The organism is Cupriavidus sp. LA-1, from assembly GCF_055385985.1.
Window position 1 is genome coordinate 3,680,621 of sequence record NZ_AP031387.1, and the last position, 15,470, is coordinate 3,696,090.

Consider the following 15,470-nt stretch of genomic DNA (forward strand, 5'->3'; position numbering starts at 1 on the left):
GGTTCGCTCCGTTGGCGGATGGTTGTGTGGTGCGGTTCAGGTGCCGCTCAGGTGCCAGTGTCGAACGGCAGCCCCAGCGCGCGGAAGAAGTTGCCGACCTCCGGCAGCCACACCTGGATGCCTTCGCGCGCGCTGAACAGGCGGTGCGAGTCCGCGCCGAACTCGCCCACGTCGATCAGCCGGGCTTTGGCGGCGGGGCCGGTGGCGCGCGCCTTGAAGGCGTTGAACATACGGCTCGGCAATGGCACCGGCCAGTAGCTGTCGTTGTCGCCGTAGACCCACAGCGACGGGTAGCGCGCCAGGCTGCCGTAGTTGCCGAAGGCATCGACCAGGCGCTCTTCCCAGTCCGGGCAGTTCAGGTTGCGCAGCCCGCCGGCAAAGTTGACCACGCCCCGTACTCCCGGATAGCCGATGGTGCTGAAGGCCATCGCGGTCAGCCCGCCATGCGACTGGCCGATCACGACAATGCGCTCCATGTCCACATAGGGCTGCGTGGCCATGAAGTCGAGCGTGGCGACGACATCGTCGGCCTGCATCATGCCGTTGGTCTCGATATCGCAACTGCCGCCCACGTAGGCGCCGCCCGAGCGCGCAAAGCCCTGCCGCATCGGCAGCACCACCACGTAGCCGCGGCGCAGGAATTCCACGCTCTGCGCCGGAAAGCGCGCGCGCCCCTGCATGCCGGGCCGCCCCGGGGCCTTGCCATGGTTGATCACCACCAGCGGAAACGGCCCTTCGCCGGCCGGCTTGAACACGGTGGCCTCCAGGTCGATGCGCGACGGGATCGCCGCCTTGGGCAGCATCACCACCTGCTCCTGGAAGCGCATGCGCGGCACCGCGTGGCCATTGCCGTTCGCCGTCTGCGCATGCCCGCACAGCGGCGCCAGCATGGCGAACGCCGTGACCAGGGCGAGGCTGCAAAGCAGGCGGGCGACGCGGCGCATGGGGTGGAAGGCGGTAATGGCGTGGCCGGGGACTACATGCGGAACACGCCGAACTTCATGTCGTCGATCGGCGCATTGAGGCTGGCCGACAGACCCAGCCCCAGCACCGTGCGCGTCTGCGCCGGGTCGATCACGCCGTCATCCCACAGCCGCGCGCTGGCGTAGTACGGATGCCCCTGGTGCTCGTACTGGTCGCGGATCGGCTGCTTGAAGGCGTCTTCTTCCTCGGCGCTCCACTTGCCGCCCTTTGCTTCGATACCATCCCGGCGCACCGTGGCCAGCACGCTCGCCGCCTGCTCGCCGCCCATCACCGAGATGCGGGCATTCGGCCACATCCACAGGAAGCGCGGCGAGTACGCACGCCCGCACATGCCGTAGTTGCCCGCGCCGAACGAGCCGCCGATGATCACCGTGAACTTGGGCACCTGCGCCGTGGCCACCGCCGTCACCATCTTGGCGCCGTTGCGGGCAATGCCTTCGTTCTCGTACTTGCGGCCCACCATGAAGCCGGTGATGTTCTGCAGGAACACCAGCGGGATCTTGCGCTGGCAGCACAGCTCGATAAAGTGCGCGCCCTTGAGTGCGGACTCCGAGAACAGGATGCCGTTGTTGGCAATGATGCCGACCGGGTAGCCCCAGATGCGCGCGAAGCCGCATACCAGCGTGGTGCCGTAGCGCGCCTTGAACTCGTCGAACTCGGAGCCGTCGACGATGCGCGCGATCACCTCGCGCACGTCGTAGGGCTTGCGCGTGTCGGTGGGGATCACACCGTACAGCTCCTGCACCGGGTACAGCGGCTCTACCGGCTCGTGCAGGCGGATCTGGTCGGGCTTGCGCCGGTTCAGGTGCTGCACGATATTGCGCGCCAGGCTCAGCGCATGATGGTCGTTCTGCGCGAAGTAGTCGGCCACGCCGGACAGGCGGGTGTGCACGTCGGCGCCACCCAGGTCTTCCGCGCTGACTTCCTCGCCGGTGGCGGCCTTCACCAGCGGCGGGCCGCCCAGGAAGATGGTGCCCTGGTTCTTGACGATGATGGACTCGTCGCTCATCGCCGGCACATAGGCGCCGCCGGCGGTGCAGGAGCCCATTACCACCGCGATCTGCGGGATGCCCTGCCTGGACAGGTTGGCCTGGTTGTAGAAGATGCGGCCGAAGTGGTCGCGGTCGGGGAATACATCGTCCTGGTTCGGCAGGTTGGCGCCGCCGGAATCCACCAGGTAGATGCATGGCAGGTTGTTCTGCTCGGCGATCTCCTGTGCCCGCACATGCTTCTTGACCGTCATCGGGTAGTAGGTGCCGCCCTTGACGGTGGCGTCGTTGCAGACGATCACGCATTCCTGGCCGGCCACGCGGCCGATGCCGGTGATGATGCCGGCGCCGGGTGCGGCATTGTCGTACATGTCGTACGCGGCCAGCTGCGACAGTTCCAGGAACGGCGTGCCCGGATCGAGCAGTTGCTGCACGCGCTCGCGCGGCAGCAGCTTGCCGCGCGACAGGTGCTTGTTGCGCGCGTCCTCGCCACCGCCTTCGGCCAGCTTCGCGATCCTGGCCTTGAGGTCGGCCACCAGGGCCTGCATCGCCTGGGCGTTGGCCTTGAAGGATTCCGAGCGGGCGTTGAGTTTGGTTTCCAGCGTAGGCATCTCGGTATTCCTGCTAGCTTTGGTTGGTGCCGCTTTGTGCCGTCCCGCCTGCGGCAGGACTCAGCCTGCTGCCTTCGGCAATGGATGCCCGGGCATCAGGTCATAGGGATGCTTCCATCCCGGCAATGCGCGGATACGCTCGGTCCAGGCGTGGATATGCGGATACTCCTTGCGCCAGTGCACACCAATCTCGTCATCGAAGAAGACGTAGCCCGCCAGCGAGAAGTCCGCGATGGTGGTGCGCTCGCCCAGCAGGAAGCCGCGCCCTGCCAGGTGCGTATTGAGCACGTTCCACGCGCCTTCGCAGCGCGCGCGGAAGAACTCCAGCACGGCCGGATCCGGGGCCTTGGCAAAGTTGCGCATGAAGCGGTAGGTGGCCGTATACGAGGTGAACTTGTGGTTGTCGAACAGCAGCCAGCGCAGCACCTCGGCACGCTCGGCCTCGTCACGCGCGCCGTAGGCATCGAGGCGCGTGGCCAGCGTTTCCAGGATGGCGCCGGACTGCGACAGGCGCTGGCCGGCGAATTCCAGCACCGGCACCTCGCCCATCACATTGATGGCGCGGTACTCGGGCGTGCGGGTCTCGCCATTGAAGAAATCGACAAAGCGCGGCTGCCACAGCTGCTGGCCGCGCTGCACGCCAACGGTTTCCAGCAGCAGCGCCACCTTGTAGGCATTGCCGGACTGGGCAAAGCAATACAGCAGGTACTCCGGCTCTTTCCGCTTCTCGACGCTCATGGTGCCTCCCCGATCATGTCACCATCCACATAAAGCCAGCGCGGCGCCTCGCCGGGCGCGCGCGCTTCGCAGACGAAGCGGCTGCGCTCATGCAGCCGCCAGGCGCGCCCGCCCACCTTGTAGCGCGCCACGAATTCCACTTCGGCATGCGTATCGTCCTGCTGCGCATGCGCCTTGACCGCCAGCCCCAGCCAGCGCGTGGCGGTGTCGGGCACCAGGTCGGCCGGGCAGGTGGACGCATGCCAGGTCTGCCGCAGCCATTCCATGTCGTTCAGCACATAAGCGCTATAGCGCGAGCGCATCAGCGCCTCGGCATTGGGCGGCAGCGCCTCGCCGCGGTGAAAGCGGCCGCAGCAGGCGGCATAGTCCGCATTGCCGCACGGGCACGGCACGGGACCGGCCTTGGGCAGGCGGCGTGCCGCCTTCGCCGTCATCTCACCAGCTCCGGCAGGTCGCGCATATCGGTGAAGATGGTGTGCGCACCGGCCTCGCGCAGCAGCGCGGCATCGTTACGCTCGGCGTAGCCGAACACGGTCATGCCGGCGGCCACGCCCGCGGTCACGCCGGTCGGGCTGTCCTCCACCACGGCGCAGCGCGCGGGCTCGACGCCCATGGTGCGCGCGGCCAGCAGGTACACATCGGGTGCCGGCTTGCTGCGCGCCACTTCGGTGGCCGAGAAGATATGCTCGCGCTCATCCTGCTGGAACAGTTCCACCAGCCCGGTCTTGGTCAGCTGCAGCTTGACCTTGATACGGTCCGCGCCCGAAGCCACGCATACCGGCATGCCGGTCGCGGCGACCGCGCGGATCGCCTCGCGCACGTGCGCCACCGCCGCGACCTCCTCTTCCAGCACCGCGTTGCGGCGTGCCAGCCAGGTCGACAGCCAGTTCTCGGGCAGCGGTGCGCCGCGCATGCGCGCGATCATGTCCAGCTCCTCGCGCACGGCGCGTCCCAGGAACAGGCGCGTGGAGTCTTCCAGCGAAATCTCGATGCCGAGCTCGTTCAGCATCTGGTTGAGCACGCGGTTGACGATGGGCTCGCTGTCGACGAGCACGCCGTCGCAGTCGAAGATCACACAATCGAATCGGCCGGAGTGGCCTTGGGTTACTGCGGTCATGCGGGTTTCTTTTCCTTGTTTTCCAGGTCGGGGACATTGGGTACCGCCCGGAGCTCGGTCTGGCGGCGGCTCTTCAGGTGGGTCTCGAGCTGTTCGAAGCGATCGAAGCCCCAGAACGGCTCGCCGTCGACGATGACGAAGGGCGAGCCGAACACGCCCTTGGCCATGGCCACGTCGATCTCGGCCTTGAGCTGGTCCTTGATCTGGTAGCTGGTGGCGCCGGCATCCATGGCCTGCACGTCGATGCCCAGCGGCTCGGCCAGCTTCATGATCTCGGCCGGCTCGGCGATATTGATGTCGTCGACGAACAGCGCGCGGTACACCGACTTGGCAAAGGCCGCTGCAATGTCATCGCCGTGATGGTTCTGCAGCCACAGCATGGCGCGGGCGGCATGCGTGGTCGGCAGCGGGAAATGTTTCGGGCGCTTGTACTCTATGCCGTGGAAGCTTGCGGTGCGCTCGAAGTCGCGCCAGCAATACTCGCCCTTGATCGGGATCTGAGGCAGCGGCGAGGCACCGGTGGTCTTGAACACCACGCCTAGCAGGACCGGATGCCAGGCGACGATGCGCCCGTATTTCTGCGCCAGCTCGTCGATGCGGGTGCTGGCGAAATAGCCGTAGGGTGAAGAAAAGTCGAAGTAGAAGTCGATTGCTGCGGTCATGTCGAGGGCCCCTTTTTCTTGTATTGCCGGTACAGGTCGCGGAGGGTGCGCCGCCGACGCCTGCGGCGCCTGCGGCACGTCCTGCCATCCTACGCCTATTGCATCGCCATTGGCGCCGCCATTGAAACCACCATCACGCCAGCGCGCGCGCGATCAGGATCTTCTGGATATCGCTGGTACCCTCGTAGATCTGGCATACGCGCACGTCGCGGTAGATGCGCTCCACCGGGAAGTCGCTGACGTAGCCGTAGCCGCCGAACACCTGGATCGCGTCCGAGCACACCCGCTCGGCCATCTCGCTGGCAAAGAGCTTGGCCATCGCCGCTTCCTTCAGGCAGGGCCGGCCGGCGTCGCGCAGCGCGGCGGCGTGCCACACCATCTGCCGTGCCACGTCGATGCGGGTAGCCATCTCGGCCAGGCGGAACTGGACCGCCTGGTGCTGGAACAGCGGCTGGCCGAAACTCTCGCGTTCCCTGGCGTACGCCAGCGCTGCCTCGAACGCGGCGCGCGCCATGCCGATGCTCTGCGAGGCAATGCCGATGCGCCCGCCTTCCAGCCCCGACAGCGCCATCTTGTAGCCGCCGCCCTCGTCGCCCAGCAGGTTGGCCGCCGGCACGCGGCAGTCCTCGAACAGGATCTGCGCGGTGTCCGACGAATGCTGGCCGAGCTTGTCCTCCAGCCGCGCCACCACGTAGCCGGGGGTCGAGGTCGGCACGATGAAGGCGCTGATGCCGCGCTTGCCGGCGGCCTTGTCGGTCACCGCCAGCACGATCGCCACGTCGGCGTTCTGGCCGCTGGTGATGAACTGCTTGACCCCGTTCAGCACATAGTGGTCGCCGTCGCGTACCGCGCTGGTGCGCAGCGCCGACGCGTCCGAGCCCACATGCGGCTCGGTCAGGCAGAACGCGCCCAGCATCTCGCCGCGCGCCAGCGGCACCAGCCACTGCTGCTTCTGCGCCTCGCTGGCGAACGACATCAGCATGCTGCACACCGGGCAGTTGTTGACGCTGATGACGGTGGAGGTGCCGCCATCGCCGGCCGCGATCTCTTCCAGGATCAGCGCCAGCGACAGGTAGTCGAGGCCGGCACCGCCATATTCCTCCGGCACCGCCACGCCATAGGCGCCCAGCCCGGCCAGTTCGCGGTGCACGTCCTTGGGGAAGGTCTTGTCGCGGTCCCACTGCGCAGCCTGCGGCGCGATCACTTCCTGCGCGAACTGGCGCACGGCGTCGCGGATCATTTCCTGTTCGGGAGTCAGCAGCATGTCGGTTCGGTGATGAGGTGTGCGGGCGCGCCTACCAGGGGATGGGCGTGCCGTCGTAGTTGTGGAAGGTGCCGTTGTCGCGCCGCTTGACGCTGGCCAGCACCTGGCGCATGCCCTTGACGCTCTGCTGCACGGTCAGGTCGGCCTCCTGGCCGCCCATGTCGGTCCTGACCCAGCCCGGGTGCAGCGCGACGCAGGTGGCGTGGCGCGCATCGAGCGAGACCGCGCGCAGCGCCGCGTTGGCGCCGGCCTTGCTGACGCGGTACAGCCAGCTGGCGTTGTGCTCCATCGCAGTGATGCTGCCCATGCGCGAGGACAGCACCGCCAGCACGCCGCCGTGGCCGGACTGGCCGGCTTCGACGTAGGGCAGCAGCAGCGGCAGCGCCATCATCGGGCCCAGCACGTTGACATGCATCACCTGGTCGAACTCCTGCGGCGTGACCGGCTGCGCGCCTTCGGTGCGGGGGCCGAGCACGCCGGCGTTGTAGATCGCCACGTCGAGGGCTTCGCCATCGAGCTTCCAGCCCAGGCCCGCGACCGCGCCGGCATCGGACAGGTCGGCCTGGTGGGCTTCCGCGCCCAGTGCCTGCAGCGCGCCCACGCCTTCGGGCGTGCGCGCCGCCGCGATGACGCGCCAGCCGTCGGCACGGTACTGGCGCACGAATTCAAGGCCGATGCCGCGCGAGGCACCGAGGATCAGGACGGTTGGCAAGGCTGTGCTCCTTTGTCGGGCGGAACGTGGTGCTCCGCGGGTTAAGCAAAGTGCCTCTGTCTTGCTCCCTCTCCCGCTTGCGGGAGAGGGGAGAAAACTAGCCGGAGAGAGGGCCTTACAGGATCTCGATCCCCACCGCCGTGGCTTCGCCCCCGCCGATGCACAGGCTGGCCACGCCACGCTTGCCGCCGGTCTTGCGCAGCGCGCCGATCAGCGTGGTCATGATGCGCGCGCCCGAGGCGCCGATCGGGTGGCCCAGCGCGCAGGCGCCGCCGTGGATATTGACCTTGTCGCGCGGGATCTTGAGGTCGTGCATGGCCGCCATCGGCACCACGGCGAAGGCCTCGTTGATCTCGAACAGGTCGACGCTGTCGGTGGTCCAGTCCAGCTTGCGGTACAGCTTGGCGATGGCCTCGACCGGCGCGGTGGTGAACCAGCCCGGCGCCTGCGCGTGGGTGGTGTGGCCCAGCATGCGCGCGATCGGCTGCAGTCCCAGCTGCTTCGCGGTGGAGGCGCGCATCATCACCAGCGCCGAGGCGCCGTCGTTGATCGACGACGACGAGGCGGCGGTAATGGTGCCGTCCTTGGCGAAGGCGGGCTTGAGCGACGGGATCTTGTCGAGCTTGATGCGGCGCGGGCCCTCGTCCGTGTCGATCACGGTGTCGCCACCCTTGCCGGACACGGTCACCGGCGCGATTTCCCAGCGGAAGTCGCCGTTCTCGGTGGCCTGCTGGGCGCGGCGCACGCTTTCCATCGCAAACGCGTCCTGCTGCTCGCGGGTGAAGCCGTACTTGGCGGCGCAGTCCTCGCCAAAGGTGCCCATGGCGCGGCCCTTGTCATACGCGTCTTCCAGGCCGTCCAGCATCATGTGGTCGTAGACCATGCCGTGGCCGATGCGGTAGCCGCCGCGGCCCTTCGGGATCAGGTACGGCGCATTGGTCATGCTCTCCATGCCGCCGGCGATAGCGATATCGAACGAGCCCGCGATCAGGCCGTCATGGACGGTCATGGCCGCGCGCATGCCCGAGCCGCACATCTTGTTGACAGTGGTGCAGCCCACACCCAGCGGCAGCCCGGCGCCCAGCGCGGCCTGGCGCGCCGGGGCCTGGCCCTGGCCGGCGGGCAGCACGCAGCCGAACACCACTTCTTCCACCTGCTCGGGCTTCAGGCCGGCGCGCTCGACGGCGGCGCGGATGGCCACGGCGCCCAGCTGCGGCGCGGTGACGCTGGCGAATTCGCCCTGGAACGCAGCCATCGGCGTGCGGGCGGCTGAAACGATGACGATCTCTTCCATGTCGGGTCTCCTGGATCGGTGTATGAGGAAGCGGTGTTCGGTGCGCCGGTCAGCGGATCGACGCCTGCGGCGGGTCGCCGTACTGGCGGTAGGCCGCGGCCAGCTGCTCGTGCAGCTCGTCGTTGTTGCTGGCGGCCATGCCCAGGTCGCGCAGCAGGCCGTCGGACACGCCGTAGACCCAGCCATGCACGGTCACGGCCTGGCCGCGGTCCCAGGCGTCCTGGAGCACCGTGGTCTGGCAGATGTTATTGACCTGCTCGATCACGTTGAGCTCGCACAGCCGGGTATGGGCGTCGTCCTCGCGCAGCAGCGTGCCCAGATAGGCCTCATGCTTGTCGGCCACGTCGCGCACATGGCGCAGCCAGTTGTCGGCCAGGCCGATGCGCTCGCGCTTGAGCGCAACCTTGACGCCGCCGCAGCCATAGTGGCCCACCACGGTGATATGGCGCACCTTGAGCACCTCCACCGCGAACTGGATCACCGACAGCGCGTTCAGGTCGCTGTGCGCGATCACGTTGGCGATATTGCGGTGGACGAACACCTCGCCCGGGGCCAGGCCCAGGATCTGGTTGGCCGGCACGCGCGAATCGGAGCAGCCGATCCACAGGTACTCGGGCGCCTGCTGGTTGGCCAGGCGCATGAAAAAGGTCGGATCTTCCGCGTTGACGCGGTCGACCCACTCGCGGTTGTTGCGGAACAGCTGTGCGATGGCGTCAGTCATGCGACTCTCCTTGCAGGACCAGGATCGGGAACGGCAGCGACGCCGTAACGGTGAATGAATCGCTCTGAACTGTGATAGGCAAAGAAGTCATGGACGTGTCCGGCCAGCAGCCGGTCCTTGTGACTCTGCCACATGGCAGGGTCGAAAAAATCCGCATGATGCCGCAGGAACGCCGCGCGTACGCGCGGATTGCCCAGCAGGAACGTGCGGTAGGTTTCGGGAAAGATGTCGTGCGGACGCACCGTGTACCAGACCTCGCCCGACATCTCCTCTTCCTCGTTGCGCGGTTGCGGCACGTGGCGGATATTGCAGTCGGTCAGGTACTCGATCTCGTCGTAGTCGTAGAACACCACGCGCCCGTGGCGCGTGACGCCGAAGTTCTTGTACAGCATGTCGCCCGGGAAGATGTTGGCGGCGATCAGCTCCTTGATCGCGTTGCCATATTCGATCACGCCGTGCTCGACCTGCGCGTCGGAGCCCTCCGTCAGGTAGATGTTCAGCGGCGTCATGCGGCGCTCGATATAGACATGGCGCACCACGATCTCTTCGCCGCCGTGCTTGCCGCGCTGGTATTCGATCATCGACGGCGCGTGCTGCTCGAACTCGCGCACCAGGTCCTCGTCGAAGCGCGACAGCGGGAAGGCCACGTCGGAGTATTCCAGCGTATCGGCCATGCGGCCGACGCGGTCGTGCTGCTTGACCAGCTGGTATTTGGACTTGACCAGCTCGCGCGTGGTTTCCTTGGGCGCCGGGAAGAAATCGCGGATGACCTTGAACACGTACGGGTACGACGGCAGCGTGAACACCAGCATCACCAGCCCGCGGATGCCGGGCGCGACAATGAACTTGTCCGACGAATGCTGCAGGTGGTGCAGGAAATCGCGGTAGAACAGGTTCTTTCCCTGCTTCTGCAAACCCAGCGCGGTATAGATCTCCGCGCGCGGCTTGCGCGGCATGATGTCGCGCAGGAAGGTCACGTAGGCCGACGGGATCTCCATGTCGACCATGAAGTAGGAGTGCGTGAACGAGAACAGGATCAGCAGCTGTTCCTTCTTCAGCAGCACCGTGTCCAGCGTCAGCTTGCCGCCGGGACCGTGCAGGATCGGGATGGCCAGCGGAAACGCGTGGTCGCCGTTCAGGATGCGGCCGATGATGAAGGCCGCCTTGTTGCGGAAGAACAGCGACGACAGCGTATGGATCTGGAAATTCGGCGCGATGCGCAGGTCGCCGAAATGCTCGCTGACCGCGCGCACCACATAGCCGATGTCGCGCGGCAGGTCCTCGAACGGGCGCTCCAGCTGGAAGTTGTGCACGATGCGCTCGAAGCACGCGGCCATGCCCTCGCGGCTGCCCGGATAGTAGGCGCGGAAGGTCGGGCGCGTGGGCGACTCCTCGTTCTCGATGTATTCGGTCGAGATCGCCGGGCGCACGAAAATGAAATCGTTGTTGAAGTACGAGCGGTGCAGGATGCGCGTGCAGACCGAGTTGAAGAAGGTCTCGGCCAGCTCGGGCTGGTGGTGGTTGGTCAGCAGGCCGATGTAGTGCAGCTTGATCTGCTGCCAGATCTCGTCCTCGATATTCTCGGCGTCGTACTCGTCTTCCAGGATCACGCTCGATTCACGCACGCGCTCGTTGTAGAACGCGATGCGGTCGCGCTGGATCTGCTGCAGCCCGTGCCAGTCGCCGGCCTCGAACTTCAGCTTGGCCTGGTGGCTGACCTCGCGGAACAGGCGGTAGTGCTTGTCGAACCCGTCGAGCATCGTTCTCGCCACATCGAAGGCAATCTGCGAAGAGAGCAGTTTGGGGAAGTGGGACATGGGTCGACGGGGGCCGGGGGCGACAGTGCGGCGAGAGGTCTTGCGACAGGTAGTGTGATTGTAATGGGGTTCGGGCGGGGGCTCCGGGTGATTTCGGCGCCCCCGGGCTGCGCTTACATGGTTTCCGCGAACAGCTCGCGGCCGATCAGCATGCGGCGGATCTCCGAGGTGCCGGCGCCGATTTCGTACAGCTTGGCGTCGCGCCACAGGCGGCCGGCCGGGTATTCGTTGATATAGCCGTTGCCGCCGAGGATCTGCACGGTCTCGCCCGCCATCCAGGTGGCCTTCTCGGCGGTGTACAGGATCACCGCGGCGCAGTCCTTGCGCACCTGGCGCACGTGGTCGCTGCCGAGCGCGTCCAGGTTCTTGCCGACCGTGTACAGGTAGCTGCGCGCGGCCTGCAGCGTGGTGTACATGTCGGCCACCTTGCCCTGGATCAGCTGGAATTCGCCAATGCTCTGGCCGAACTGCTTGCGGTCGTGGATATACGGGGTGACCACGTCCATGCACGCCTGCATGATGCCGACCGGGCCGCCGGACAGCACCGCGCGCTCATAGTCCAGCCCGCTCATCAGCACCCTGGCGCCGCCGTTCTCGGCGCCCAGGATGTTCTCGGCCGGCACTTCCACGTCCTGGAACACCAGTTCGCCGGTGTGCGAGCCGCGCATGCCCAGCTTGTCCAGCTTCTGCGCCACCGAGAAGCCCTTCATGCCCTTCTCGACGATAAAGGCGGTCATGCCGCGCGCGCCCAGCTCGGGCTCGGTCTTGGCGTAGACCACCAGCACGTCGCAGTCCGGGCCGTTGGTGATCCACATCTTGGTGCCATTGAGCACGTAGCGGTCGCCCTTGAACTCGGCGCGCAGCTTCATGCTGACCACGTCGGAGCCGGCATTGGGCTCGCTCATCGCCAGCGCGCCGATCCATTCGCCCGAGACCAGCTTGGGCAGGTATTTAGCCTTCTGCGCGGCGGTGCCGTTGCGGTGGATCTGGTTCACGCACAGGTTGGAGTGGGCGCCGTAGGACAGGCCGACCGACGCCGACGCGCGGCTGATTTCCTCCATCGCGATCATGTGCGCGAGGTAGCCCATGTTGGCGCCGCCGTATTCCTCGGCCACCGTGATGCCGAGCACGCCCAGGTCGCCCATCTTCTTCCAGGCGTCCATCGGGAACTGGTCGGTGCGGTCGATCTCGCCGGCGCGCGGGGCCAGTTCGGCCTGCGCCCAGTCGCGCACGGCGCCGCGCAGCATCTCGATGTCTTCGCCCAGATCGAATTTCAGGCCTGGCAGTTCGGTCATGATGGTCTCCTTAGGAATCGGTGTGTGTCGGGTTTCCGGACGGATTGCCCGGATCAATCGGTTCAGACGTGGCCCAGAGTCTTGACCACGCACAGCGTCATCAGCATGGTGGCCACCTGCTTGCGGCGGCCGTCCTGCTCGACATGGACATCGCCCTGCGCCACGATCAGCGTGCGCCCGGGCTTGAGCACCCGCCCCACCGCCACCAGGCGTTCGCCCTGGGCGGGGGACAGCAGGTTGATCTTGTACTCGGCGGTCAGGCCCGCCTCATCCTCACCCACCAGCGTCAGCGCGGCATAGCCGCAGGCGCTGTCGGCCAGCGCGCCCACCACGCCGCCGTGGAAGAAGCCATGCTGCTGGGTCACGCCCTCGGACCATGGCATCGCCAGTTCGACCTCGCCGCGATCCACCCGCTGCAGGGTCGCGCCGAAGGTGGTCATCAGCCCCTGGCGCGAGAAACTGGTGGCGATGGCGTCGGCGCGCGCGGCGGACAACGATTCCGGTTCAGCGGGTACGGCACTGGCGGTCGATGGGGTCATGGCAGGGTTCCGGATGAGGAGCTTGGATTGCCGGGCAGCGCACAAGTGTGGCGCGCCGTCCGGCTATTCTATTTACGTTTACGTAAACGTCAATCCCGGGCGGCACGGATGCCAGTGAAAGTGGCGCTTCAGGCGGCGGTGGTCCGGGCCGGCGCATCGCCGCCTTCCGAGTCCGCTGGCGGCTTGCCGATCTGCGCCGCCAGCAGGGCCTTGCACTGGCGCTCATGCTGGTCGATCTCGGCCAGTTGCGCCTGCAGGTCTTCCATTTGCCGTTCGAGCGCGCTCCGGTGCGCCGCCAGCGAGTGCAGGAAGCGCTCCAGTTGCGGGGCGGTATCGCGCGGCGACTCATAGAGGTCAAGGATCTCGCGGATCTCATTGAGAGTAAGCCCCAACCTCTTGCCGCGCAGCGTCAGCTTCAGGCGGGTCCGCTCGCGGCCGTTGTAGACGCGTTTGCGCCCGCCCGGCCCTTCACGCTCCGGCGACAGCAGGCCCTGGTCCTCATAGAAGCGGATGGCCCGCGGCGTGACGTCGAATTCACGCGCAAGGTCGGTGATGGTGTAAGTGGCGGAAGCCGCCGCTGGCGTCGCTGACATAGCCTGCCCAAAGAAAGTGAACGGTCGTTCGTTGCGAAGTCAAGTTTTCGCTTAAGATGGAAACGAGCCGTATGATTGACGTTTACGTTAGCGTCAACCACGACGGCTGGCAACCGGTGCTTTCACGCTCCTGCTCATGCAGACCGGCGTGGCGGCAGAATGAGAAAGCCCGCGCCCCGCGCCAGGCTTCGACCACGAGACTCCTCATGAACGCACTCGAACACCAGCTCCAATACCCGTTCGGCGACACCATGCCCGAGCCCGGCGCAAAGCAGGAAGTCGCCCCCGGCGTCTACTGGCTGCGCATGCCGCTGCCGTTCGCGCTCGACCATATCAACCTGTGGCTGCTGCGCGACCGCCTGGACGGCCGCGACGGCTGGACCATCATCGACTGCGGCATCACCAACGATGTCATCAAGGGCCACTGGGAAACCATCTTCGCCAATGAGCTGGAAGGCCTGCCGGTGCTGCGCGTGCTGGTCACGCACAGCCACCCCGACCACGTCGGCCTGGCGCACTGGCTGTGCAAGCGCTTCGGCGTGCGGCTGTGGATGAGCCTGGGCGACTACATGAGCGCGCGCGTGATGGGCAGCGGCACCGGCGCCGGCTCCAGCGCGGGCGGCGAAGCCGCCGCCGCGCACTTCGCGCTGCATGGGCTGACCGATCCCGACAGCCAGGAAAAGCTGCGCGCGCGCAAGACCTATTACCCGTCGCTGGTGCCGGACCTGCCGGCACAGTACCGCCGCATGATGGAGGGCGACACGGTACGGATCGGCACCGATGCGGCCACTTCGGGCTGGCGCGTGATCACCGGTTTCGGCCATTCGCCCGAGCACGTGGCGCTGTACAACGAAGCCACCAACGTGCTGATCTCCGGCGACATGGTGCTGCCGCGCATCTCGACCAATGTCAGCGTGTTCGACATGGAGCCCGAGGGCAATTCGCTGCAGCTTTACCTGGATTCGCTTGGCAAGTACGAGCCGCTGCCGCAGGACGTGCTGATCCTGCCCTCGCACGGCCGCCCCTTCCGCAACCTGCATACCCGCATCATGCAGCTGCGCGAGCACCATGTCGACCGCCTCGCCGAAACGCTCGAAGCCTGCCGCGAGAAGGCCTGCAGCGCGCATGACATCGTCAGCGTGATCTTCAGGCGCCAGTTCGACATCCACCAGATGACCTTCGCCATGGGCGAGTCGCTGGCCCACCTGCACTGCCTGTGGCACCGCGGCGAGCTGGTGCGCGAAACCGGCGACGACGGCGTGATCCGCTTCCGCGCGGCCTGAATGGCTTAGCCGAGCCTTAGTTGGCGGCCGCCAGCGCCGCCAGGTAGCGCACGCCGTCGATGGCGCGGCTGCCGTACCAGGACAGCATCTCGCCATCGACCAGCAGCACCGGCTTGCCGAGCTGGCGCTCGAGCGCGTCGGCGTGGTCCTCAGTGAAGCGGTAGGGCTCGGTCGACAGCAGCGCCAGGTCGAGTTCGCGCACCAGCGCATCGCTCCAGCGGAAGCTGGGATAGCGCTCGCCGGGCGCGTTCGGGCGGCTGCAATCGCCACCTGCACAGGCCTGCAAGGCGGCGCTGCCGTCCGGCCAGGTCTGCCAGTTGACCAGCGCCAGCATGCGGCTGATATAGGTGTCGCGCGACACCGTCATCCACGGATCCTGCCAGATCGCATACAGCACGCGGCGCGCCGGCCACGGACGCACGCGGATGGCGTCCAGCTGCACCTGCAGCGCCGTGCACAGCGCCTCGGCCTCGGCATGGCAGCCGAAGATCCCGCCCAGCAACTGGTACAGCCCGAAATTGTCTTCCGGCGCGCACGGGTGGGTGACGATCACATTGGGCACGAAGGCGCGGATCTCTTCCACGGTCTCGCGCCGGTTCTCGTCGATATTGACCACCACGTGCGTGGGGGCGAGTTCGCGCAGCCGCGCCACGTTCACGTCCTTGGTGCCGCCTACCTTGGGCAACGCGCGCACGGCCGGTTCCGGGTGGATGCAGAAGCCGGTGCGCGCCACCATCTGCCGCGCCAGCCCAAGCGCGAACAGCAGCTCGGTCACCGACGGCACCAGCGATGCGATCCGCACCACGCCGGTGGCGGCGGCATGCTGCTGGCCGATGGCGTCGCGCCACATG

General features: G+C 66.8%; 16 protein-coding genes. 1 reads left to right on the forward strand and 15 read right to left on the reverse strand.

Annotation, left to right across the window (positions count from 1 at the left end; genetic code table 11):
* Positions 1-47 precede the first annotated feature (47 nt).
* From ACZ5MJ_RS17230 to ACZ5MJ_RS17295, 14 genes are all read right to left on the reverse strand, one after another.
* The gene (locus ACZ5MJ_RS17230; protein ID WP_464220979.1) at positions 48-944 is read right to left on the reverse strand and encodes a dienelactone hydrolase family protein; all 897 of its coding nucleotides are present in this window, start codon (positions 942-944) and stop codon (positions 48-50) included.
* Between the two features lie 32 nt (positions 945-976).
* Complete coding sequence (locus ACZ5MJ_RS17235) at positions 977-2,584, reverse strand: carboxyl transferase domain-containing protein (RefSeq protein WP_464220981.1); 1,608 nt, start codon at positions 2,582-2,584, stop codon at positions 977-979.
* 60 nt (positions 2,585-2,644) lie between these two features.
* On the reverse strand, positions 2,645-3,322 hold the full coding sequence (locus tag ACZ5MJ_RS17240) for a glutathione S-transferase family protein (protein WP_464220983.1): 678 nt from the start codon (positions 3,320-3,322) through the stop codon (positions 2,645-2,647).
* Complete coding sequence (locus ACZ5MJ_RS17245) at positions 3,319-3,756, reverse strand: YchJ family protein (protein WP_464220985.1); 438 nt, start codon at positions 3,754-3,756, stop codon at positions 3,319-3,321. Before ACZ5MJ_RS17245 ends, ACZ5MJ_RS17240 begins: the two co-directional genes overlap by 4 nt.
* Positions 3,753-4,439, reverse strand: a complete 687-nt coding sequence (locus tag ACZ5MJ_RS17250; protein ID WP_464220986.1) for an HAD family hydrolase — start codon at positions 4,437-4,439, stop codon at positions 3,753-3,755. The genes ACZ5MJ_RS17245 and ACZ5MJ_RS17250 overlap by 4 nt, the downstream gene beginning before the upstream one ends.
* Positions 4,436-5,101 (reverse strand): DsbA family protein, encoded by a 666-nt coding sequence (locus tag ACZ5MJ_RS17255; protein WP_464220988.1) that lies wholly within the window; start codon positions 5,099-5,101, stop codon positions 4,436-4,438. Before ACZ5MJ_RS17255 ends, ACZ5MJ_RS17250 begins: the two co-directional genes overlap by 4 nt.
* 133 nt (positions 5,102-5,234) lie before the next feature.
* Positions 5,235-6,365, reverse strand: a complete 1,131-nt coding sequence (locus ACZ5MJ_RS17260; RefSeq protein WP_464220990.1) for an acyl-CoA dehydrogenase family protein — start codon at positions 6,363-6,365, stop codon at positions 5,235-5,237.
* A gap of 31 nt (positions 6,366-6,396) precedes the next feature.
* Complete coding sequence (locus tag ACZ5MJ_RS17265) at positions 6,397-7,077, reverse strand: SDR family oxidoreductase (protein WP_464220992.1); 681 nt, start codon at positions 7,075-7,077, stop codon at positions 6,397-6,399.
* A gap of 115 nt (positions 7,078-7,192) precedes the next feature.
* Positions 7,193-8,371 carry an acetyl-CoA C-acetyltransferase gene (locus tag ACZ5MJ_RS17270; protein WP_464220993.1) on the reverse strand — a complete coding sequence of 393 codons (1,179 nt, stop codon included), beginning with the start codon at positions 8,369-8,371 and terminating at the stop codon, positions 7,193-7,195.
* Positions 8,372-8,420: 49 nt separating this feature from the next.
* Positions 8,421-9,092 carry a carbonate dehydratase gene (gene can, locus ACZ5MJ_RS17275; RefSeq protein ID WP_464220995.1) on the reverse strand — a complete coding sequence of 224 codons (672 nt, stop codon included), beginning with the start codon at positions 9,090-9,092 and terminating at the stop codon, positions 8,421-8,423.
* The gene (gene aceK, locus ACZ5MJ_RS17280; protein WP_464220997.1) at positions 9,089-10,909 is read right to left on the reverse strand and encodes a bifunctional isocitrate dehydrogenase kinase/phosphatase; all 1,821 of its coding nucleotides are present in this window, start codon (positions 10,907-10,909) and stop codon (positions 9,089-9,091) included. Before aceK ends, can begins: the two co-directional genes overlap by 4 nt.
* A gap of 113 nt (positions 10,910-11,022) precedes the next feature.
* A complete protein-coding gene (locus ACZ5MJ_RS17285) occupies positions 11,023-12,204 on the reverse strand; it encodes an isovaleryl-CoA dehydrogenase (protein WP_464220999.1) in 1,182 nt (393 codons plus the stop codon).
* A 62-nt stretch (positions 12,205-12,266) separates the two neighbouring features.
* On the reverse strand, positions 12,267-12,743 hold the full coding sequence (locus ACZ5MJ_RS17290; RefSeq protein WP_464221000.1) for a PaaI family thioesterase: 477 nt from the start codon (positions 12,741-12,743) through the stop codon (positions 12,267-12,269).
* 128 nt (positions 12,744-12,871) lie between these two features.
* Positions 12,872-13,336, reverse strand: a complete 465-nt coding sequence (locus ACZ5MJ_RS17295) for a MerR family transcriptional regulator (RefSeq protein WP_464221001.1) — start codon at positions 13,334-13,336, stop codon at positions 12,872-12,874.
* A 206-nt stretch (positions 13,337-13,542) separates the two neighbouring features.
* On the opposite strand from ACZ5MJ_RS17295, the gene ACZ5MJ_RS17300 reads away from it, so the two are divergent.
* Positions 13,543-14,619, forward strand: a complete 1,077-nt coding sequence (locus tag ACZ5MJ_RS17300) for an MBL fold metallo-hydrolase (protein ID WP_464221002.1) — start codon at positions 13,543-13,545, stop codon at positions 14,617-14,619.
* Positions 14,620-14,635: 16 nt separating this feature from the next.
* Here ACZ5MJ_RS17300 and ACZ5MJ_RS17305 read toward each other — a convergent pair whose 3' ends face one another.
* A complete protein-coding gene (locus ACZ5MJ_RS17305; protein ID WP_464221003.1) occupies positions 14,636-15,469 on the reverse strand; it encodes a helical backbone metal receptor in 834 nt (277 codons plus the stop codon).
* Between the last annotated feature and the right edge of the window lies 1 nt (position 15,470).